We start from the raw sequence: 22091 nt of genomic DNA on the forward strand, positions 1-22091 counted from the left end.
CCCCCGTGCGCACTTTTGGTAGCGGTAACAGCCGAAAGTGCGCACGGTACCGTTGCCACATGAGCACCCTTCAAGAAGTCGGCGAACGTGAATCCTGGCGCTGCTGGCTGTGTGACGAACCGGTCGATCCCGATATGTCCGTCAATGATCCGCGCGGCCCGAGTATCGACAGCATCAACACCGCAAAAAAGGGTGGCAAGACCAAAGGTGGCGTCGAACGCTTGGCGCACCGCGCATGCAACACCAAGAAGGGTGCGGTCAAACCTGTTGTGGAATGGCCGGATCGGCTGTTCGTCGTGGATCCCGCCCCGATCATCGGGGTCGTGGAGCAGCTCGAGCGAAAGGGTGGCCGCGTCGCCCTCGCTCGCTGCCCCGGCAAGGACGACGCCCAGGAAGCGTCGGATTGGCTGATCGATCGGTTGTCGCGTCTGGCTCCCGCGTTGAATGTCGAAACAAGTATCGACGCCGCGGGCGGGGGTTACCTGTTGGTCCTGAAAACCGTGTAGGGGGTCGGCCCTGAGTGCCGTCTTTTGCGGTACCTGTTCCGCCTCCATAGCTGTCGGGGTACGGTCGAACCGAACATGAATCCGGTTTCGAGTGCGAAGGAATCCCGATGAACCTGGCATTGACCGACGAGGAACTAGCGTTCCGCGACGAGATGCGGACGTTCTTCCGTACGCAAATCCCCGCGGACATCAGGGAGGCGTACGCCCACGGCGAGGAGTTGGGGCGCGACCGTATGGTCGAGGCGCAGCAGATCCTCAACGCTCACGGTCTGGCGGTACCGCACTGGCCGGTCGAGTGGGGCGGCAAGGACTGGACCCCGGTCCAGCACAACATCTGGCTCGACGAACTGCAGCTTGCGTCGGTTCCCGAACCTTTGGCGTTCAACGCCAACATGGTCGGTCCGGTCATCGCGGCCTTCGGCTCGCAGGAGCAGAAGGAGAAGTTCCTTCCGGCGACTGCCAACCTCGACATCTGGTGGTGCCAGGGATTCTCCGAACCCGAGGCCGGTTCCGATCTCGCTTCGCTCAAGACCCGTGCGGTCCGCGACGGCGACGACTGGGTCATCAATGGTCAGAAGACCTGGACGACGCTGGGACAGTACGCCGACTGGATCTTCTGCCTGGTGCGCACCAATCCCGATGCGCCCAAGCGTCAGGCCGGCATCTCGTTCATCCTTGTCGATCTGAAGACGCCTGGCGTCACGGTCCGCCCGATCAAGCTGATCGACGGCGGCTACGAGGTCAACGAAGTGTTCTTCGAGGACGTCCGCGTTCCGGGAGAGAACCTGGTCGGTGAAGAGAACCAGGGCTGGGGCTACGCCAAGTTCCTGCTCGGTAACGAGCGCACCGGTGTCACCCGCGTCGGTTTCTCGAAGGTTCGTCTGGCCCAGGCCAAGGCCCGCGCTGCCGAGGTCAAGGTCGGCAACGGAACACTGCTCGAAGATCCGCTCTTCGCTGCTCGCCTCGCCGAACTCGAAAACGAATTGCTTGCCCTCGAGCTCACTCAGCTCCGAGTGGTAGCCAGTTCCGCTGACGGCCAGCCGAACCCGGCGTCGTCGCTGCTCAAGCTTCGTGGCTCCGAATTGCAGCAGGCGAGCGTCGAACTGCTGATGGACGTGGCCGGCCCTGATTCACTGCCGTACGACGCGGGCAGCGACATCGCCTCCGCGAGCTGGGCGCAGCACACTGCCCCGACGTACCTGAACTACCGCAAGGTATCCATCTACAGCGGATCGAGCGAAGTGCAGCGCAGCATCATCGCCTCCTCGATCCTCGGATTGTGAGGCGTGGCATGGACTTCGAACTCAACGACGAACAAAAACTTCTCCGCGACACCACCAAGGATCTCCTCGCGCGTAGCTACGACGCCGAGAAGCGCAACGCGATCATCGACTCCGATCCCGGGTGGAGCCCGCAGGTCTGGAAGCAGTTGGCCGAGGTCGGCTTGCTCGGCCTGACATTCTCCGAGGACGACGGCGGCATGGACGCCGGCCCAGTGGAAATCGGCGCGGTCATGACCGAGATCGGTCGACGCTTGGCACCCGAGCCGCTACTCGACGCGGTCGTGACGCCGGGCGGCCTCATCTCCGAAGGTGGCAGCGTAGAGCAGCGCTCGTCGATTCTTCCCGGAGTGGCCGAGGGCACCACGTTCCTCGCGTTCGCCGACCAGGAACCCGGAATCCGTTGGCCGGCAACCGAACGGGCCACCGCGGCGGCCCAGGTCGACGGCGGCTGGACCATCACCGGTATCAAGAATCCCGTCGGCCACGGCGCGACGGCGGACATCTTGGTCGTGAGCGCTGCGCTCCCCGGCGGTGGCGTCGGACTGTTCCTCGTCAAGAGCGATGCCTCCGGTTTGGTACGCAAGTCCTACGCCACTCACGACGGGTTGCGCGGGGCGCAGATCGAGTTCACCGATACGCCGGCCGAAGCACTCGGTGAGGGCGGTGACGTTGCTGCTCTGATCCAGGCCGCGCAGATCCGTGAGCAGGCCGCGCTGTGCGCCGAGGCTGTCGGAGCGATGGAAGAGGCGCTACGCCTGACCACCGAATACCTCAAGACGCGTAAGCAATTCGGGGTTCCCCTCGCAAAGTTCCAGACACTGACACACCGCGCCGCCGACCTGTACGTCTCGCTCGAGTTGGCACGCAGCATGAGTCTGTACGCAACGATGTCCCTTGCCGACGGCGTCGTCGATCCAGTGATCGCTTCGCGGGTGAAGTTGCAGATCGGGCGTTCGGCTCGGCTCATCGGCCAGGAGGCGATCCAGATGCATGGTGGTATCGGTATGACCGCAGAGTACCCGGTGGGGCACTACGTGAGCCGACTCGTCGCCATCGAGCACACCCTCGGCAGCACCGAAGATCACCTTCGGGTGTTGGCCGCCGGTGTGGCTGATCACGAGATGGTCAGCGTGGTCTGATCTTTCACGAACGACGAAGGGGCCGCATTCCGTTCCAAGGATGCGGCCCCTTCGTCGTTCAGCGGTGATTGCGCAGGACGTCCAAGCGGAGTCGGCGCTGCTCGATGTTGACGGCGCTGTCGGTGAATGCGTGTTGCCACCCGGGGTCACTCGTTCGGGCCGCCGCGTCCTGCAGAAGCGGTACGGCGTCGAAAGGGAAGCGCGCCTGCACGCTTCGCAGGGTGGAAAAGTGACTGTGACGCGAGTGGATGCCCAAGTCCTCACCCGTCGCAGCATGCTCCATCGCTTCGTTCTCCAAGGCATTCAACAACTTTTCGGCGACGGCCAGGGGCCATGGGCGGTCGATGCCGTCGAGTAGTGCGCTGCCGTCGACGCCCAGAAGGTACTCGTCCGCGTGGCCGGCAACGATGTACTCGACGCGCTCGCGTGGGTCCGCGATGGCGACGATTCTCCGGTCGGTCGTGCGCCCGTCCCGCTCCAGAAATGCCGACGCCCACGCGGTGTTCTTCTGGAGAACGGTTGCGGCAATCCATGATTCGATCATCACCGCGCGCCATTGCTTCTCGATGGGGATGGTGAGGGCCTCGCGTGGCGAACCGGCCATAGATTCCCACAGCGTCAGCGGAGTGGCGGTCACGACTTGCCGTAACCACCAGCGCCGGATGCCCTTGTTCTTGTAGTGGACGTCTTCGATGCCGTCACGAAATGCGAGGTCGTCGAGCGAGCCGGGCAATCGGACGGCAAGGCGCGGCCGCAAGGGCTTCGTCTCGAGCCGCACCCAGGACCGAGCCCGAGTGACCATTCGAGAGGCAAACGGAGATCGGGGGAGTTGCCGTAGTAGTTGAATTGCACGCTCACGGACCCGCACGGCTGGATCGTCGAGTGCACGCTCGAGGAGCGCGTAGTCGTGTTCACCCAGCCCGACGTCGAGATGGTCGAGGAAGTGCAGCCGGCTTGCCGTGGCCTCGTCGTCCCAAGCGATCTCGAGCTCTTCGCTCGCCAGTTCCGGGTCGACCGTACGTATGTAATCGAACCAGGCCGTACGGTCGTCCCGATCGGGCGAAAGCCACAGCTCGTCCCGGCGTGATCCGATTCGTCGTAGCTGGGCCCAATCCGGGTTCTGCTCCGCCAGGTACTGCCCGCGTCGACCGGCGAGGCGAAGTAGCGCCTCGCGGTGCTCGGGATACTTCAGCGCGGCTTCCATGAAGAGCGGGACACTGGCCGCGGGCGCGAGGAATCCGCGTTGGTCGGCCATCGCGAACCATTCCGCGAGAGTCCAGGAACGTACTTGCAACAAGGACTGAAGTTGTTCGATCGCGAGGTCGGGAAGCAGCGGTTGAACTGCTGGATCAGTCTTCGATGCGCGCGAGTGACCTGCGTGCGCGTCTGATCGCAGGGAGGTCACCCGCCTACGGTATGGCAGGGGTGCGTCGAGCTGGGTCGCAGGGGTCGGGCGCGTGTCGGCAGATTCTGGAACAGTGGTAACCGGCACCCAGCAGGAGGCGTGAGATGACGGATGGCCGTGAGATGAGAGACGGAACTGACGACGTCTTTGTCGTGGCATCGGTGACCGAACGGCGAACGCTCATCTCCACCCGAGTGAGGGAGTGGTGTGCGGCGGGAACCGTCGAGTCGAACCGGCCGGAGTTGTCCGATGATGTCGCGCTGCTGATTGCCGGGGGGTATGGGGACGAGTCGACGCGATCGATCCTGGCGAACCGGCGCAGTGTCGGACGTTCGTTCCCGGAGATCGGCGGCTTCTCGGAGTTGCGGTATCTCACCGACGAGCTGGCCCGCACCGGACGTCGACTGCTCGCGACTCGCATCGGCCCTGTTCAGGTTGTCCTCGAACGACGGGTGCAGGCGCTCGACAAGCGCGTTCAGTCGATGCGATCGGCGATCGTGCATTCCAATCGTCACTTCGCGAGCAGTGTCCGTGCCATCCGCAAGGACCGGCGCGACGGCCTGCATCTCGACGTCGAGCAACGCGAGGCTCTCTTTGCCGGGCTCACCCGTACACCGGTTCCAGCCAAGCTGCCGGTGGGGCTCGGTGTCGTGGCCAGCAGTGGAAACGCAGCACTCGACAAACTTGCCGCCCAGTTCGGGAAGGTCCAGGGAACCGGTGTCATCGCCGATGCCGGAAGGCACATCGCGGAAGTCCTCGACGGACTGGTCGATTCAGAACCCGAGGGACGCGCCGGTGAGTACGACGCCTTGCTTTACCTCGCCGGGAATCTGTTCGACCGGATCGAAAGCTCCAGCGCGTGGCATTCCGACCACTTCGTCATTCAGCGCAACCAACTCGACCTGGCCGACGAGATCACCCAGATCGCGGTCGACACCGTCGCGCTGCGTTCGATTCTTGCGGAGTTGGACGACGCGGCTGCACTGGCACGCGACGAGGGAACCCGAGCTGGAATCGCTTCGCGCAGGGAAGCGCTCGGCGCGGTCTGGGACCAGCTGGTCGAGCGCGTCGCGGCCCTCGCGCGGATCGGTGACCTGGTCGCACGGGCCGAGGATCAGTTGAGTTCGCAGCGCGCGGTTGCGCATGCAGCGAGCCTCGACAGCCGGATCGACGACCTACTCGCGCGCTCGGGCTCACGTGAACTTTCGGCTGCAAACACGCACTACGTCGGGGATCAATTCGACGGTGTGGAAGAGCTGATGTTCGCTCACCGGGCGGCGCTTTACGGGGACATTGCACTGCTGACCTCTGGGAACGAGCGTCGGGCGCCGTAGTCAGGCCGTCGCCGGAGCTGTAAGGTCGGGGGTACTGACCGGCCACACGATCGAAGTAAAGGCCGGGATTTCGCTCAATGCTCGACCCCGATGCCGATCCGGTGATGCGGGCGTACCCGCTCGAGACAGGTCGATCATGGAAGACACCGCAAGCCGCGGCATCAATGCGTTCATTTCCGAAGCTACGCAGCGTGGGGGCAAGGCTGTCCGTCTCACGCACTCACGTCGTAATCCCGTCGAGGTGACGGGCGCTGACGGTGTCAGCCGAATCGTCCGCGTGCGGTCCAAGCTCGACGGTGACTGGCAGGCCAGGCGTCAGGACGAGTCGCTCGAGAGTGACGACACCCGCTCCGAGTTCTGGGTGTTCGTCGACCTGGCAGCAGATCCGCACGAGTTCTACATGTTGCCCTCCAACGAGGTCGCCGACGACATCCGCGCCGAGGTCGACCTGTGGATCATGGACAGCCCCGGACGTAATCGCACCGGCCATCACGCGATTCCGCGTGGGCGCGTCGTGCACGGTCACGATCGTTGGGATGCGCTGGGCTTGGCCGCGGTCAAGGATCCGAGCATTTACGTCGAGACCCCGGTTGCGACCAAGCGTAAGACGTCGCCAGTCGCCGCGAAGAAGCGTCGCGCCAGCGGTGTCGAGGAGATCGAAGTCGTCGACAATCGCCTTGAGATGACAGCCGATTGCCACGGATATCGCTGGGTCGGGCGCTTCGACGAAACCACCGAGGTCGTCGAGATCATGCGCGGACCGATGGAAGGCCGCCGATTCCCAGATCCGACCGCGGCCGCAAATGCCGTCACCGGTCACATCTCAGGCGACACCGAGAGCCATGACGGTTGGTCGTTCTGGACGATCAACAACACGGCCCTCGGCGCTCATCTCAAAACTGCCTGATCTCAGGCTCCGACTGCCGCCGACACCCGTTCGAGAGTGTCCAGTTCATTCGACGAGAGCACCAGATTCGGGGCGTCCAGTAGCGCCGGGAGCTGCTCGGGCCGGCTGACGCTCGCGATCGGTGCGGTGATGCCCGGTCGAGTCAGCAGCCAGGCCAGCGCGACGGTCGAGATCTCGCTGTCGTGTGCCTGCGCGATTGTCGCCAGTTCCGCGACGACGTCGAGTCCGGCGTCGCTGAAGTATCCGGCCGTCAGTCGTTCGCGGGAGCTGCCTTCGATGTCCGCGCGGGTCTTGTATTTTCCGGTCAGGAAGCCGGAAGCGAGAGCGAAGTACGGGAAGACGCTGATGTTGTTGTCGGTGGCGATCTGGGCAAGTTCGGGTTCGTACGACTTGCGGTGAACCAGGTTGTAGTGCGGTTGCAGCGCGATGGGCGCGGCGTAACCGTTCTCCTCGGTGATCCGCAGCCACTCCCGGACGCGGTCGGGGCTGTAGTTGGAGATTCCGAGATAGCGAACCTTGCCCGCGACGACCAACGCATTGAAGGCTTCGAGAGTTTCCTCGAGCGGAGTCTGCGGGTCGTCGAAATGCGCGTAGTACAGATCGATGCAGTCCGTCTGCAGGCGCTGCAGCGACGCCTCAGCTGCGGCCGCGATGTTGTCGGCCTTCAGGCCCTTGAAATCGGGATGGCTACCCACCTTGGTGGCGACGACGATGTCGTTCTGCAGTCCCCGATCGGTGATCCATTTCCCGATGATCGTTTCGGATTCCCCGCCGGAATTGCCGGGAGCCGACGCCGTGTACGAGTCGGAGGTGTCGATGAAATTTGCACCGGCTTCGGCGAACGAGTCGAGGATCTCGAAGGACGTCTTCTCGTCCGCGGTCCATCCGAAAGGGTTGCCGCCCAAGCTGAGTCGGAAGATGTCGAGGTCCGAATTTCCGATGATCGCCACTGTGTGGAACTCCCGTCGATGAAGGTGGTCGCTGCATCCCGCACCGTACCCTCTCACGGCGCTGGCGATGGCGCGCCCTCGCCAGGTTCGCCGAAAAATGTATCGGATCGTGATTGCCGCCGTCAGCGTTGGGTATGGCCTCAAATACTGAATTCTTCGATGGACTGCTGATAGGAGCGTCCGATGATGATTGTGGACGAAGCGACCCGCGTCGTTCGTGGGGTGGCAGACGCAACGACGACGGTGGCCGGAGCCGTCGGCGGTGGAGTGATCGGTGGAGTGACGGGCGGGATACGTGGATCGGCGGAGGGTGTCCGAGACGGAATTCGTGCGGGTAGTTCCTCGACGCCGACGGCGGTTCTCACGATGGCGGCCGTGGGTGCGGCGGGATTGGTGGAATGGCCGGTGCTCTTGGCAGTCGGCGGCACGGCCCTGGTACTCCACGAATGGGATCGCAAGAGCGGTCGGCCGGATCGCCAGGTCAAGGCGGTTGGCCGCACGAGCAAGCCGGAACAGGTAAAGAAGGAATCGAGCGGAAACTCCCACAAGGCGGCCGGCCGGTCACAGGATCGAACTCACAGTTCTTCGCACACTCGATCCACTCACTGATGTTCTCAGCGATGGCCCGGCGTGCGGTGTCGGTGGCAACTTTGCCGCCGCGTCTGGCGTTGTCGGGACTCGCGTTGGTGGGTGGTTCGACGATTCCGCGAACCGCTGTCAGTGACGTGGCGTTGCGGACCGGCACCCTCGCGTTGGCGGGTGTGGGGATGATTCCTGCAGCAGCGGGATCGATATTCGGTGCCCCGCGAATCCCAGGTTCCGCCTATGTCTCGGCGGCCGCGTCGGCGATCAATTATCAACCCCGGGTGCGTCGGCGGATCGAACAGAGCCTTGGCCGTTCGCTCACCGACTTCGCATTGGAGTCGGCGACGTCGTTCGCGGATGTTCTGACCTATGCGCCTGCGTCATTGGGCGTGGATTTCTGGCTGCGGACGATGCTGCTGCGCGAAACTCTGGCGGCGCGAAGCTCTCGGCGTGTGGGGCCACTCGAACCTGGCGGTCGCGGTTCTTCCGTGAGGCCTGAACCGAGTGGCTCAGGTGAGCGTTACGCAGACAGGATCGCAGGGGTTCAGTTGGTGGCCGGGGCTGCACTGGCTACCGTGTCCGCCGGCGGTGACACCGTCGCGACGAGTATCAAGGTTTCGGCGCCGCGGCCGCTTCGGATGTCGCGCGAATCATTCGCTGCTGGTGTGTCATACGGTCTGTGTCGGACGCACCACACCGCCGTTTCGGACTCTGCGGCTCTACGCATGCTCGATCGTATTGACACCGTCCTCGTCGATCCGAGCGTCCTCTTCGACGACTCGCTCCGGGTTTCCGACATACGAGAGGTGGCCGAGTCGGATCGCGTCGCAGTGTGGGAACAAGCCAGGAAAGCTCTGAACGACGGAACTGTCGGAGTGGGAAGGCACCGCATCGGCGGCGCCGAAGTGGTCGTGCGACCCGTGCGAAAAGGTCTGGCGGAAACACTGATAGGCGAAATACGTGCGGCCGGGGTCGCAGCCGTCACGATCGACGACGACGGGCTCGGATCACTGCGAAGTGGATTCGACGAGCTCTATCCGGCGCAATCGACTGCCGAAGCCGGCCTGCGCGAGGCTCTCTCGGCGTTGGTGGCCGAGGGTCGGACAGTTGCGATCGTGTCGAGTAGGGCGATAGCGGGGCAGGCAGTGCTACGCATCGGGATTTCACCACCGAGTGGCGAGCACGTGAGTGCCGACATCCACACCGACTTGGCCGGGGCGTGGCGGGTTGTCCATGCGCTCCCGGCTGCTCGAACAGCGACGAGGCGCGGTGTCGAACTCTCCTCAGGTTCTTCGGCATTGGGTGCCTTGATCATGCTTCCGGGAGTTCGAGGGGCAGGGCCGGGGCCGGTCACGGCTGGTTCGGCCGCGGGACTGTGGACCGGATACACCCTGTCCCGATCTGTGATTCAAGCGCCCGTCCCTGTCGGTACTCCGAGCGATACCTGGCATGAGATGGACGGTGATGCTGTCGTTCGCGAACTATCCGAATCCATCCGACATACACCGCACCGTGCGGAAGCTCGTGTGCGAGCGCCCGCACGGTTCAGGTTGATCCGTGACGGATTGTCGGCGTTGCGAACAGAATTGGCGGATCCACTGACGCCTGTGTTGGCGACCGGCTCCGCTGCCAGTGCAGTCCTCGGTTCACCGGTAGACGCCGTCCTGGTCGGCTCGGTCTTGGTCGGCAATGCCGCGATGTCCGCTGTTCAACGGCTTCATTCGGAGCGGGCGGTGCAGCGGCTCTTGCGGACTCAGGAACCGGTAGCTCGGCGAGTAACCAACGACGGCACGGTCGAGACAGCGGCCGACGCGCTCGAACTCGGTGACGTCGTGGCAATCGAGTCCGGGGACATCGTGCCCGCAGATTGTCGCCTGTTGAGCGTCGAATCACTGGAAGTCGACGAGTCGTCGTTGACGGGAGAGTCCCTGCCCGTCGACAAGCAGACCGACCCGACCCCTGGGATGCCACTGGCCGAGCGACGGTGCATGGCCTACGCAGGGACAACAGTGCTTGCCGGATCCGGTCGTGGCGTGGTCACGGCCATCGGAGCCCGAACGGTGACCAGGCGTGCCGATGTCGGTGTGTCCCGATCCGGACCTGCTGTGGGCCTGACCAACAGACTTCGCGAACTCACGAGGGCGACCCTGCCGGCCAGTATCGGCGGTGGGGCGTTGGTGACAGTCGCGGGTCTGCTTCGTGGTACCGGTCTGCGCCGCGCCGTCACCGGAGGTGTGGCCGTGGCTGTGGCTGCCGTGCCGGAGGGGCTGCCTCTGGTTGCCACTCTGGCTCAGCAGGCCGCAGCGCGAAGGCTCACTGCAGCAGGAGTGTTGGTTCGTGCGCCACGATCGATAGAAGCGCTCGGTCGTGTCGACGTGGTCTGCTTCGACAAGACCGGAACCCTCAGCGAGAACAAGCTACGGGTGGCCGCGGTCGAACGCGTCGACGGCTGGGACGAAAGCGAGATTCTGGAAGTTGCGGCGCGCAGTGCCTTGGGAAGTCGCGACGATCTCGTGTTTCATTCGACGGATGCTGCCGTCGTCGATGCAGCCCAGCAAGCTCTGGACGATGCTTCGGTTTTCGGTGACGTCGAGGCGAACAACCTCGTTCCGTTCAGGTCGGGGCGGCCGTACTCGGCAGCTTTGCTCGGCAGGCGGATCGCACTCAAAGGTTCGCCGGAATTCGTGACCGAAGCAGGACGAGATCCGAATGCTGTGTCGGCGAAGCACGTTCAAAGCATGGCCGGACGCGGACTGCGGGTGGTTGCCGTCGCCCAGCGCGAGTTGTCGGAACACGACGCGCGACGCGCAGGCGAAGACTCGCAATTTCTCGAACAGTGTTGCTCCGAGGGGTTGGAAGCGGTCGGCCTTCTCGGACTCTCGGACACGCTCAGACCCGAAGCAACGCAACTTGTTCGAGAACTTCGAGGCGACGGACGGCAAGTGCGCGTGCTGACCGGGGATCATCCGACAACAGCGGCCGCGGTCGCCACCGAACTGGGGTTGGACGTCGCACGCGAGGATGTTGTCACCGGTCCTGACTGGGAGAACTTCTCTCGCGCCGAAAGACGGGATGCGGTCCGCGGCAGCAGCGTCTTTGCGCGCGTGACACCCGAGCAGAAGGTCGAGATCGTGCAAGCGTTGGAGACCGACGGGCGGGTGTGCGCCATGGTCGGTGACGGCGCGAACGATGCTGCGGCGATCCGAGTTTCCAGCGTGGGAATCGGGGTGGCGTCGACCGACAGTGATCCGGCGCGCGGCGCCGCAGACATCGTGCTCCTCGACGGCCGTGTCGGCGGACTGACCGACGCATTGGACGAGGGCAGTCAATTGTGGCGGCGGGTCAGATCAGCGGTAGGGGTTTTGCTCGGAGGCAACGCGGGCGAAGTCGCATTCGCGCTGATCGGTTCTGCGTTGTCCGGCGAATCACCGCTCAACGCAAGGCAGTTGCTACTGGTCAATCTGATGACGGACGCCTTGCCCGCTGCCGCGCTTGCGGTGAGCACCCCGTCCGAGAACGGATCCGAGAAGTCCGAACAGATGGACGCTCATGCGTTGTGGCAGACGATCGCTGTCCGCGGCGGTGCCACGGCAATCGGTGCGCTGGCAGCGTGGCTTCTGGCCCGGGCGAGCGGTAGGAGGCGGCGAGCGTCGACGGTGGCGTTGGTTGCCCTGGTGGGCACCCAACTGGGGCAGACGCTGCTCGAATCACGCAGTCCGCTGGTGGTCGCAACCGTTGCCGGATCCGCTGCGGCGCTGGCGACGCTCGTCAGCACACCCGTGGTGAGCCAATTTCTCGGTTGCACGCCGCTCGGTCCCATCGCCTGGGGCCAAGCGGTGGGCTGCGCGTCGGCGGCGACGCTGCTCGCGGCGCTGGCCCCGCGGGCGTTGGAGCGGATTGCCGCAACTGAGGAGAACGCGAACGGTCAGTCGACGATTCGCAAGATCCCGACGCGAACGAGCACTGCGTACACCTCCCGAACCGGGGGAGTCAGCGCCCGCGACAGCGTGGAAATCAGCGACGTGGAAATCAAAGAAGCGGAAACCGGTGAATCGGACACGCTTGTGAGCGTCGCTGCTGGAAGTGACACGTCGCCGAACTCCCGGGCGACCCGAGATGAATCCTGAGGAATCGTGACATGTCCCAGAACACCGTCGACCACACGAACCCCGTCGATCACCGCGCGGTAGTCGAATCCGTCCGTTCGGCACGGAGCTTCGAGTTGGAGCTACCGATCGTCGGTGCCATCCCTGTTCCGAGACCCGAGCAGATCGCCTACTTTGCGGTGATGGGACTGATGGTCGCCTTCGAGATCATCGAGTGGCCCGTGGCAGTCACCATTGCAGCGGGGCATCTGCTCGCAACAGAGCAGCACAATCACGTCCTCGAAGAGATCGGAGAGGCGCTCGAGGGCGTCTGACGCAGGCGCTGCCTGGACACAAATCGAGCGGCCCCGCATTTCGCGGGACCGCTCGACGTGCGGAGAAACTTACTGCGCGAGTGCGCGCTTCATGCCGCGTTCGACTGCTGCGATGATCTGCGGACGCAGTTCTGCGGCAGGGACGATCTCATCCACCGAGCCGACCTCTCGGGCCCGCTGGATGTTGTGGATCGCTTCGAATTCGGATGCCACTTCGCCGAGCTTGTCGGAGCGGACGGCGATGCGCTGAGCGTTCAGTTCTACGCGCAGATGTGCTTTCTCCGTGTCATCCTTGGCTGCTGCCAAGTCTGCCTCCAGTTGCTGCACCTTCGGGTCGTTGTTGGTGCGGGTGTTCACCTCACGGGTGAAGACCACTGCGGCGGCGGGGGCGCCGCCGAGTACCGACGCGAACGAGCCTTCGACAGCAAGAACTTCCATGTTGTCGTTGAGCGCACCGGAGAACACGACGAACGCGCCGCCGTGGTAGCGGGAGACGACGCAGAACACGATCGGTCCGTCGAAGTTGACGATGGCGCGGCCGATCTCGGCGCCGTACTCGAGCTGGATGTTGCGCAGCGACTCCGGGGAACCGTCGAAGCCGGACAGGTTGGCCAGCACCACGATCGGACGGTTGCCGCTCGCAGCATTGATCGCGCGGGCAGTCTTCTTCGACGAGTTCGGGAACAGCGTTCCCGACGTCCAGGTGTCGGGACCGTCGGCGGGGAAGTGCCCCTTACGTGGGATCGCGCGGGATTCGATGCCCACCACTGTGACCGGATGTCCGGCGAGGTGCGCGTCCAGAACGACCGAGGTGTCGGCGCCGGCCATGTCGGCCCAACGCTCGAGAACAGAGTGGTCCTGGTCGACCACCGAACGCATTACGGTGCGAATGTCGAAGGGCTTCTTGCGATCCGGGTTCTTCGCCGAGGAGAAGATGTCGCCGACCGTCTCGAAGTCGCTCGACGGGTGGGTGTGCGGGAAGCTACGCACGTCGCGATCGACGGGGTCCGTCGTCGCTGCGCGGCGCGGGAACCGTTCGCCGGGAGCGAGGTACGAGTGTGCGTAGTGACGGAACAGGATCTCGCACGCCGCAGTGAGGTCGGGGGCCCAGTACTGCGCCTGGCCGTTGGGGCCCATGACGCGGTCGTAACCACCGATACCGAAGTTGTCCTCGGCCGACACACCACCGGAGTAGTCGAGAGACTGCTTGCCGGTCAGCACCATCGCGCTGTCCGGGGTCATCACCAGAATGCCCTTGGTGTGCATCAACATGGTGGCTTCGGCGTTCCAGTAGGGCTGAGCGCCGACGTTGATGCCCGTGACGACGATATTGATTTCACCGCCGTTCTGGGTGAAGGTGATGATCCGGCGCAGGCCACGGGAGACCCAGTCCATGTTCTCGGTGCCGCTCTCCATCGAGATGGTGGCACCCGAGGACAGTGCAAACCACTCGACCGGGGCGTTCAACTTCTCGGCCAGGTCGATGGCAGCGACCACGCGTGAGCATTCGGCCTCGGCCACGGTACCGAGCGCCTTGGTGGGGTCACCGAAGAGCGCGACACGGGTCATTCCCTCGGGATAGCGCGGCGTCGGAGTGTTCACGAGGCCGACGACGATGCCGGCCTTGTTGAGCCCGTACGGACGCTCGACAGGTGAGAGGACGCCCGCTTCGTCGAAGTCGTGCTCGACGAAGGTGCCCTTGGTGCCGGTCAGGAGCGGAATCAGCTCGTACGGGTACACCGTGCCGCGTGCCCGCGAACTCTGGACCTTCTGGGCGTACGCGTCGAGGGGGAGCAGCGGTTCAGTGGGAGGCGTGGTCTTGTTGATGACCACACCGGCACCTGCGCGGTAGGAGAATCGCAGCGCAACTTCCTTGGGCGCGCCGCCCTTTCGGTCCTTCAGGCGGGTGATGAGTGTGATCTCTTCTAGCCCGGCGCCGACGGTCAGTCGGGCTGCGTTCTGAGCGATCACGGAGAAGCGTTCGCTGGGAACGTCGGCGACCGGCCACACGTACAGCACGACGCGGTTGGCTGCCAGTCGACGCTTGTCGCCGCGCTGGGACTGCGCACGACGGATACCGTCGAGGCAGGCAGCGAGCGTGCGCTCGATGGCCGGGAGTGCAACCATCTGACCTTCGTCGTCGAGTTGCGGTGTCACGTCGCGGATTTCGGCCAGAGCGATCAGGCGCTCGTCCTTCGGATTCTCCTTGGCCGAGAGGTGGAACAGGTAGGTGTTCTCCGGAGCCGGGAGGCGCTTTCCGTTGAAGTTCTTCAGGCGCCACATGTCCAGACGCTGACCCGTGAGCGGATGCATGTCGCGGATGATGTGGTCCTCGACCAGTTCGCCGTCGACGGGGCGGAAGGTGACCCACCGGACCGGATCCCCGTTCGGGTTGCAGATGATCACCGTCGCGCGGCGAGACCGTGTGATCGTCTCGTTGCGCGAGAGTTCGGTGCGCAGCGTCTCGACGAGCGCGTCGCCGTCGGCGGGCTGATCAGGCCAGTCGAGGTAGATGTCGACTACCAGCCCGCGACCGGATGGAGCATCCTGCGCGATCGTGGCGACGTCGTCGAGAGCCGTACCGAGAGCGTCGAATTCGGCCACCGTCGAGACCAGATGCAGCCCGTCGCCCTTGAGGTCGAAGTTACCGGTTACGAAACGGCGGTCGACGTGCTCGAAAACGCGGACGTCTTCGAACGAGTGAATCTTGTAGTAGCGACGCGTGATGACCTCGAGCAGAGGGCCGCCATCGCGGTTGCCGAGGCCGATCTTTCGACCCAACAGGTCCAGGAGCGGTTCGGGAGTGGCGACGAGATTGGCGATTCGCTCGTCGAAATCTGCAGCGTCCGGCTGCTCTTCGAGGTAGGCGAGGTTGCCGCGTACTCCGTCGTAGACGTCTTCGCGAACTTTGCGGATGCGCGGCTCGTCGAAGAACCGGAAGCGAAGGTTGCGGGCGACGTCGCCGATGACGGGGTAGCGGACCTGCGTCGCGACGATGAGTCGATCGAGAACCTCGTTGAGCTCCTGCGCCGAGCAACCGGGAGCCTTGTCGCCGACGAGCCAGCCTTCGAGAAGTGCTGCAATGACCGGGATCTGGGCTTCCATGCGCTGCAGAGCCAGGAAGAGTCGGTACACCGCTTCCTCGACGGCCTGGCGATCTTCCAGATCGGTGACGTCGTAGTGGCGAAGTGCCCGTTCGAGTCTCGTGCGGAACGACGCCGGCAAACCTTCGCGCTCGGAGTCGAGTGAGTGCAGGAAGGTGTGGAAGTGCTCGCGGGGGCTGTGGACGGACTCGTCCTTCGCGGACTCGCCCGAGGTGGGCTTGTTGCGCGAGAGTTCGCAGATGTCGGCGAAGGTGGTCAGCACAGCCAGTTCTGCCTGGACCAGTTCGCGGTCCTCGGATTCGAGTGCGCTGCGAAGTGCGTCGTATTCGGCCAGAACAGCGTTTGCGTGCTTGCCGCTGACGTCGTAGCCACTGATCATCGCGGTCAGTGCTTCCAGCTGTGCCAATGCATCTGCGCGGGTATCGGACCCGGAAGTTGCTGCGGGAAGATCGAATTGGACTCGCGGAGCCTTCTCCGTGACAGCTTCCTCACTGACCTGGTCGACGCGCAGGAGCGGTGCGCCGGCATCGACCTGGGAGTTGACGGTAGCGAGAACCTCACGCACTTTGCCCGCATACGGAGCGCGAACCGCGGTCTCCATCTTCATGGATTCGAGCACGACCAGAGTGGATCCGGCTTCGACGTCGTCGCCGACCGCGACCGGTACTGCTACCACTACGGCGGGAGCCGGCGCGCGGACTACGCCGGCGTCGTCCTGGCTGATCTGGTGGCTGATGCCGTCGACCTCGACGAGATAGCGAGCCGGGCTCACGACGGAAACGACGTGGAAGCGGCGATCACCGATCACCAGCCGTGACTCGAAGTCACCGAGACGATCGACGTCGACCTCGATGTCTCCGGCGTCTCCGTCGACGCGGTAGCGGTGCGGGCCGATACGCCCGACGGTCAGTTTGTATGCCTGACCTTGGTAGTTGAGCTCGACGGTACGGCCGATCGCGTGATTGGCGCGTGGGCGGCCGCCACGTGCCGAGGCGAGGAAGGCCGCACGCTCGAGGGACTCCTCGGCGTCGTAAGCATCGATGGCGGTGGCGATCAGCGCGACGTCCGCGCGGCGAGTGGTGCCGGTGAGGGCGCCCGTGCGGTCGAGCCAGCCGGTATCCGCGGATGCCGAGATGACCTCGTCGCGATCGAGTAGATCGAGGAGGAACGACTTGGTGGTAGTGCCGCCGTCGAGTACGACAGTGGTTTCACGAAGGGCAGTGCGCAGACGCGCAAGTGCCTCGGAGCGGTTGCGGCCCCACGCGATGACCTTCGCGACCATCGAGTCGTAGTCGGGCGGAATGACGTCCCCGGCAGCGATGCCGGTGTCGACCCGGATGCCGGAGCCGAGCGGGAACTTGAGGAGCTGAACGGTGCCGGGTGCCGGCGCGAAATCGTTGTCGGCGTCTTCGGCGTTGAGGCGGGCTTCGACGGCGTGGCCGAATGCGGGCGGGCAGTCACCGACCAATTCGTCACCACTGGCGACCAGGATCTGCAGTTTGACGAGGTCGATTCCGGTGGTGACCTCGGTGATCGGGTGCTCGACCTGCAGGCGGGTGTTGACCTCGAGGAACGTGAAGAGCTTGTTCTCGGGCTGGTAGAGGTATTCGACCGTGCCTGCGCCCTGGTATCCGGCTGCCTTGACCAGTTCGGCGGACACCTTCTTGAGGTGGTCCGACTGTTCTTCGGTCAGGACGGGGGAGGCGGATTCTTCGATGACCTTCTGGTTGCGACGCTGAATCGAGCAGTCGCGAACGCCCGGAGCCCAGACATTGCCGTGGTTGTCGGCGATGACCTGTACCTCGACGTGGCGTGCATCGGTGACAAGGCGTTCGAGGAAGACGACGGGGTCGCCGAAGGACCGCTCTGCTTCGCCCTGCGTGCGCTCGAGTGCAACTTCGAGTTCGTCTTCGGCCCAGACCTTGCGGATACCGCGTCCGCCGCCGCCGCTTCGGGCCTTGATGATCAGGGGATATCCGATGGACTGAGCATGACGACGAGCGTCGGCGCGCGTTTCGACCGGTCCGCCGCTCCACGGGGCGACCGGTACGCCGACCTTCTCGGCCAGGATCTTGGCGGCAACCTTGTCGCCGAGCAGGCGCATCGCGTCGGCGCTCGGGCCGACGAACGTGATGCCCAGTTTCGCGACGATCTCCGCGAAGGCGGGATCCTCGGCCACGAAGCCCCAGCCGACCCAGACTGCGTCGGCCTTGGCTGCGAGCAGTGCTCGCTCGAGTTCGGCGTAGTCGAGGTACGGGCTACCGGTGCCGGTGCTGCGCAGGGTCACGCCCTCATCGGCCTGGCGGACGAACATGGCGCGGCGCTCGGCCTCGGTGTGCAGTGCAATGACGCGAATGCCGTAGTCGTGTTCGGCGTTCAGTTCGCGTACAGCCCTGATCAGCCGGACCGCGGCCTCACCTCGATTGACCACTGCGATTCGTTTGAACATTGTCACTGCCACCGTCCTTGATGAGATTCTTCGTCACGTACGTTGCGATATGAGCCGACCGTGTCCCACATACCCGGATTCCCCGGTTCGTGAACTACGCCGCGATGCGCTGTGTTTCCCCCGGTTGCGCGTCGGCAAGTGATTGCCCTTCCGGTTCGTCGAGTCCCCTGCGCTGAAGCACTGTGTGCACCGAGGCGCTGTGTGCGCTGAGACACTGTGTGCCTTGTGCGCCACCCTGCAGGCGTGGACTCAGAACCGCTCCAATCACGAATCAGCAACATATTGTGTCTGCTTCCAGGGAATCCCTGGTTTATCTAAGAATGCAGTATGTCGACGCTCATGTCACCTGGGCGAATTGAAGAATATTAGTCAACGTGAACCACGGTTACACATATGGCGTTAAATCATTGCGGTGCAATGGAATTCGGACTTGTGACACGGATCACGATGGTAATGTAATCGGCAAGAAAGTGAATACTCACTGGTAACAAAATCGCATATTCGGAGAATTCTCTGGGTTGCTCGATTATTACTGATCGGTACTACTGGCGAGTATTTTTTATGTCCGGTCGGACCGTATTCGAGAAATCGCGTTCGATGGTTGCGATGTGCTTTGCAATCGCGTCGAGTCCTGAGGGAGGGAGGTGCAATCCGTTGCCGAGAGCAAGTGAAGTCCGCTTGAAGTGCTCCACGAGTGGTTCGTATTTCGTGACCAGCCTCAGCCTGTCGGTCTCGCTCAGGTACTTCACGCTTCCCGCGTTGTCGACGAAGTCGCTGAACTTCACGAGGAATACCGCGGGATCCGCTATCGCGCGGATGACGTGATCCTGATATCCGGCGGTGGTGTTGTCGCATGGGTAGTCGATTGGATTGGTCACTGCCTCAACAAGTTCGGAGATTCTGTGGCCGAAGCGCGAGGCGATGAGTGTTGACGCACGTTCCTGCGCTTCGGATGCGGACATGTCGTCTGCAGTCTGGCCACCGAGGAGCGCGATGACGGCGTGTGGTCGGTCCTCGACCGTGTCGTGAAGCGCGGTTGCGCTCAGGATCTCGACATCGGAGCACCCGTACCGAAGCAGCCGCAATACATTTCGTAGGGGATGAACGATGTAGGGATCCTCGTCGGACTTGATCCCGTTCTTTCTGAACTGATCGAGGTGCGCAAGGGTCGCGACCTCCATGGCGAGCCGTAGGGTTTCACCCGAGATCGCCAGCTCGTCGACGGCGCTCTCGATGGCGAAGACCAGCGTTGCAGCGTCCATCTCCTTCAGGGGCAACTGGTCGAATGCAGACCTGATCGGGTCGGAGTTGCTCATGCCAAATAGCCTTCCGGTTGGTGAGGCGTCGCGAAGAATGTCCTGGTGCAGATCTGCAATCGAGCCCTGATTGACGCCGGAAATACAGGTCGAGGTCAGAATCATCTTGATTCTATCCGGCGACTACGACAGCAAGTGTTCCTAGCGTTGTCATAGAGGTGGGCGGGGAGGTTCGTTCGCCTCCATCACAGGCAAATAGGGCAGGAAGAGGTTCGATGACCACGGAGGCGACCCTGGCGTCGTTTGTCGAGACAGTTGACACGGATGTCGACACCCATCCGCTGGACGATCCTGTGCGACAAGGACTTCGCGGACATCATGCGCAATTCGCTCGCTGGGCAGGGAGAGTTGCGCGATACGACCCGACGGTCGCGCCGTTTGTCGGTCATCCGCCCGAGTTGGACGCCGAGGACTGGGAGAACCTACTCACACTCGTAGGTCCTGGCGGCACAGTAGGTTTGCGAGGATTTGATCACCGCCCGCCGGAAGGGTGGCGCGTTGTGGATCAGTTCGGCTCGGTGCAGATGGACGGATCCGCACTCGAAGTCTCCGTTGATCCGTCGGTCGAACTTCTCGGAACGGGCGACGTTCCCGAAATTCTGGCATTGATCGAGCGCACCAAGCCAGGACCGTTTCTTCCTCGTACCGTCGAGATGGGCAGTTACTACGGCATTCGCGTCGACGGAAGACTTGTTGCCATGGCGGGGGAGCGGTTGCACCCTCCGGGATGGACGGAAATCAGTGCGGTGTGCACTGACAGCGACTTTCGGGGTCGAGGCCTGGGTACGACGCTGATCCGTGCCGTCGCTGCCGGGATTCGCGAGCGCGGCGAGCTGCCATTTCTCCATGCAGTGCAATCGAATACGAATGCGATCAGACTCTACGAATCACTGGGGTTCGTTCTCCGGAAGAGATCCAGGTTGACTGCGGTGCAGGCGCCTGCCTGATCGAATTCTCGCCGACGCCTGTGTTTCGGGCGCTCGGCCACTAGTCTGAACAAATGACAGTCGATCAGGCGTTGGACAGTGATTTCCTCACTCTTGCCGATCCGTACCGCCGCGAGTTGCTGGCGCACTGCTATCGCATGATGGGGTCGATTCACGACGCCGAAGACCAGGTCCAGGAGACGTTCATCCGGGCTTGGCGCGGGTTCGACGGTTACAAGGGCCAGTCATCTCTGAGGACCTGGCTCTACCGCATCGCGACGAATACCTGCCTGACCGCGCTGGAGGGGAGATCGAGGCGTCCCCTCCCGACCGGCCTCGGCGCACCTAGTTCGGACCCGGCCGACGATTTGATCGAGCGCAACGAGATTGCCTGGTTGGAACCGATCGCCGATTCTGCGTTGGGCGACGTCAATGATCCGGCCGTCATGGTCGTCAATCGCGATTCGGTCAGGCTCGCGCTTGTTGCCGCTTTGCAGCACTTGTCCGCGCGCCAACGTGCGGTTCTGGTTCTACGTGACGTTCTGCAGTGGAAGGCGTCGGAAGTTGCGGAGGCGCTGGACACCACAACCACTGCGGTAAACAGCCTGCTGCAGCGGGCTCGCGCGCAGATCAATCACATCGGACCCACCGAGGACGATCTCGTGGAACCGACTACCGAGGCTGCCCGGAAGTTGCTTCGCGACTACGTGCACAGCTTCGAGAGCTACGACGTCGAGGCCATCGTCGAACTGTTCACGCGCGAAGCCATCTGGGAGATGCCTCCGTTCGAGGGTTGGTACCAGGGCCCCGAGGCAATCGGGCAACTCATCGGAACCAAATGCCCGGCCGACGGACCAGGAGCGATGCGCCTACTTCCGACCGCTGCGAACGGTCAGCCGGCGTTCGGCCTCTACATGCGCGAGCCCGATGGTGTTCACCGCGCTTTCCAGTTGCACGTTCTCGATGTCACCGAGTCCGGGATCTCGCACGTGACGTGTTTCTTCGATCTGAGTCTGTTCGCACGGTTCGGATTGCCTGCCGAGCTGTAGGGGCCCTGCCGAGTTGTAGGGGCAAGGAGTTGCGCGAGCCCTCCGGTATGGAGGGACCCGCGCGACTGCTCGTTACTGCTGTTGCTGTGCGTTACTGCTGGGGAACAGTCGCAGCCGGGTCCATCCACATGACCTCCCAGACGTGATTGTCGAGGTCGCGGAATGCGCGTCCGTACATGAAGCCGTGATCCTGGGGCTCCATCCACTTGCTGCCGCCGGCAGCAATCGCCGCGTCGACGAAGGTGTCGACTTCCTCCCTGCTGTCGGCCGACACACACATCAGTGCTTCACGAGCTTTCGACGTGTCGCAGATGTCGTCGGCGATGAAGTCCCCGAAACGCGGTTCGTTCAGGAACATGACGGTGGCGGAATCGCTGACGATCATCGAGACAGTGTTCTCGTCACTGAACATGTCGTTGAACTCGAAGCCGAGGCCACTGAAGAATGCACGGGTAGCGACGACGTCCTTGACCGGCATGTTGACGAAGAGAAGACGAGACATTGGGTGCTCCTTGAACTCGGTTGACTGATTACTGAACGCTTCGGTTCCTGTTGGTTCCTGCTCATACAGACCGCAGTGGGCGCAGAAAGTCATCGCGAGAAGTAAAAATTCGAGAAAAGTATCGCCTGTTAACCGGCGTCAGTGCTCTGACCTGGCGATTTGGTGTTGTGTTGATCTTCGCGTAACTTTGTCCAGGTCAGAGCGACACGGACACCG

15 protein-coding genes are annotated in these 22091 nt (G+C 63.4%); 10 read left to right on the forward strand and 5 right to left on the reverse strand.

What is annotated here, in order from left to right; translation table 11 throughout:
- Positions 1–59 precede the first annotated feature (59 nt).
- From AC1Q61_RS30725 to AC1Q61_RS30735, 3 genes are all read left to right on the forward strand, one after another.
- Positions 60–506, forward strand: a complete 447-nt coding sequence (locus AC1Q61_RS30725; RefSeq protein WP_042923394.1) for a hypothetical protein — start codon at positions 60–62, stop codon at positions 504–506.
- A gap of 107 nt (positions 507–613) precedes the next feature.
- Positions 614–1789 (forward strand): acyl-CoA dehydrogenase family protein, encoded by a 1176-nt coding sequence (locus tag AC1Q61_RS30730; protein ID WP_007736177.1) that lies wholly within the window; start codon positions 614–616, stop codon positions 1787–1789.
- An 8-nt stretch (positions 1790–1797) separates the two neighbouring features.
- On the forward strand, positions 1798–2928 hold the full coding sequence (locus tag AC1Q61_RS30735; RefSeq protein WP_042923396.1) for an acyl-CoA dehydrogenase family protein: 1131 nt from the start codon (positions 1798–1800) through the stop codon (positions 2926–2928).
- Positions 2929–2986: 58 nt separating this feature from the next.
- Here the strand turns inward: AC1Q61_RS30735 and AC1Q61_RS30740 are convergent, their stop codons facing one another.
- Positions 2987–4333 carry a DUF5691 domain-containing protein gene (locus AC1Q61_RS30740; protein ID WP_042923399.1) on the reverse strand — a complete coding sequence of 449 codons (1347 nt, stop codon included), beginning with the start codon at positions 4331–4333 and terminating at the stop codon, positions 2987–2989.
- Between the two features lie 104 nt (positions 4334–4437).
- Here AC1Q61_RS30740 and AC1Q61_RS30745 point away from each other — a divergent pair, with 104 nt between their 5' ends.
- Positions 4438–5667, forward strand: a complete 1230-nt coding sequence (locus AC1Q61_RS30745; RefSeq protein WP_492651401.1) for a hypothetical protein — start codon at positions 4438–4440, stop codon at positions 5665–5667.
- Between the two features lie 136 nt (positions 5668–5803).
- Complete coding sequence (locus AC1Q61_RS30750) at positions 5804–6574, forward strand: hypothetical protein (RefSeq protein ID WP_003945109.1); 771 nt, start codon at positions 5804–5806, stop codon at positions 6572–6574.
- Positions 6575–6576: 2 nt separating this feature from the next.
- Here the strand turns inward: AC1Q61_RS30750 and AC1Q61_RS30755 are convergent, their stop codons facing one another.
- Positions 6577–7524, reverse strand: a complete 948-nt coding sequence (locus AC1Q61_RS30755) for an aldo/keto reductase (RefSeq protein ID WP_007732210.1) — start codon at positions 7522–7524, stop codon at positions 6577–6579.
- A gap of 183 nt (positions 7525–7707) precedes the next feature.
- On the opposite strand from AC1Q61_RS30755, the gene AC1Q61_RS30760 reads away from it, so the two are divergent.
- The 3 genes from AC1Q61_RS30760 to AC1Q61_RS30770 are packed head-to-tail and all read left to right on the forward strand — an operon-like array spanning position 7708 to position 12529.
- Positions 7708–8133, forward strand: a complete 426-nt coding sequence (locus tag AC1Q61_RS30760) for a hypothetical protein (protein ID WP_030536906.1) — start codon at positions 7708–7710, stop codon at positions 8131–8133.
- On the forward strand, positions 8133–12236 hold the full coding sequence (locus AC1Q61_RS30765; RefSeq protein ID WP_492651402.1) for a cation-translocating P-type ATPase: 4104 nt from the start codon (positions 8133–8135) through the stop codon (positions 12234–12236). The genes AC1Q61_RS30760 and AC1Q61_RS30765 overlap by 1 nt, the downstream gene beginning before the upstream one ends.
- A gap of 11 nt (positions 12237–12247) precedes the next feature.
- Positions 12248–12529: a hypothetical protein gene (locus AC1Q61_RS30770; RefSeq protein WP_030536904.1), complete on the forward strand. Its 282-nt coding sequence runs from the start codon at positions 12248–12250 to the stop codon at positions 12527–12529.
- A 69-nt stretch (positions 12530–12598) separates the two neighbouring features.
- On the opposite strand, the gene AC1Q61_RS30775 is transcribed toward AC1Q61_RS30770, so the two are convergent.
- Together AC1Q61_RS30775 and AC1Q61_RS30780 are read right to left on the reverse strand one after the other, a co-directional pair.
- Entirely contained in the window at positions 12599–18082 is a 5484-nt protein-coding gene (locus tag AC1Q61_RS30775) for an ATP-binding protein (protein WP_215516109.1), read from the reverse strand.
- Between the two features lie 542 nt (positions 18083–18624).
- Complete coding sequence (locus AC1Q61_RS30780) at positions 18625–19398, reverse strand: hypothetical protein (protein WP_223304680.1); 774 nt, start codon at positions 19396–19398, stop codon at positions 18625–18627.
- A 215-nt stretch (positions 19399–19613) separates the two neighbouring features.
- On the opposite strand from AC1Q61_RS30780, the gene AC1Q61_RS30785 reads away from it, so the two are divergent.
- A complete protein-coding gene (locus tag AC1Q61_RS30785; protein ID WP_003945124.1) occupies positions 19614–20345 on the forward strand; it encodes a GNAT family N-acetyltransferase in 732 nt (243 codons plus the stop codon).
- A gap of 53 nt (positions 20346–20398) precedes the next feature.
- On the forward strand, positions 20399–21373 hold the full coding sequence (locus tag AC1Q61_RS30790; RefSeq protein ID WP_003945115.1) for a sigma-70 family RNA polymerase sigma factor: 975 nt from the start codon (positions 20399–20401) through the stop codon (positions 21371–21373).
- A gap of 91 nt (positions 21374–21464) precedes the next feature.
- Here the strand turns inward: AC1Q61_RS30790 and AC1Q61_RS30795 are convergent, their stop codons facing one another.
- Entirely contained in the window at positions 21465–21875 is a 411-nt protein-coding gene (locus AC1Q61_RS30795) for a VOC family protein (protein WP_042923411.1), read from the reverse strand.
- Between the last annotated feature and the right edge of the window lie 216 nt (positions 21876–22091).

This window comes from Rhodococcus sp. MPR-R1B, from assembly GCF_058793255.1.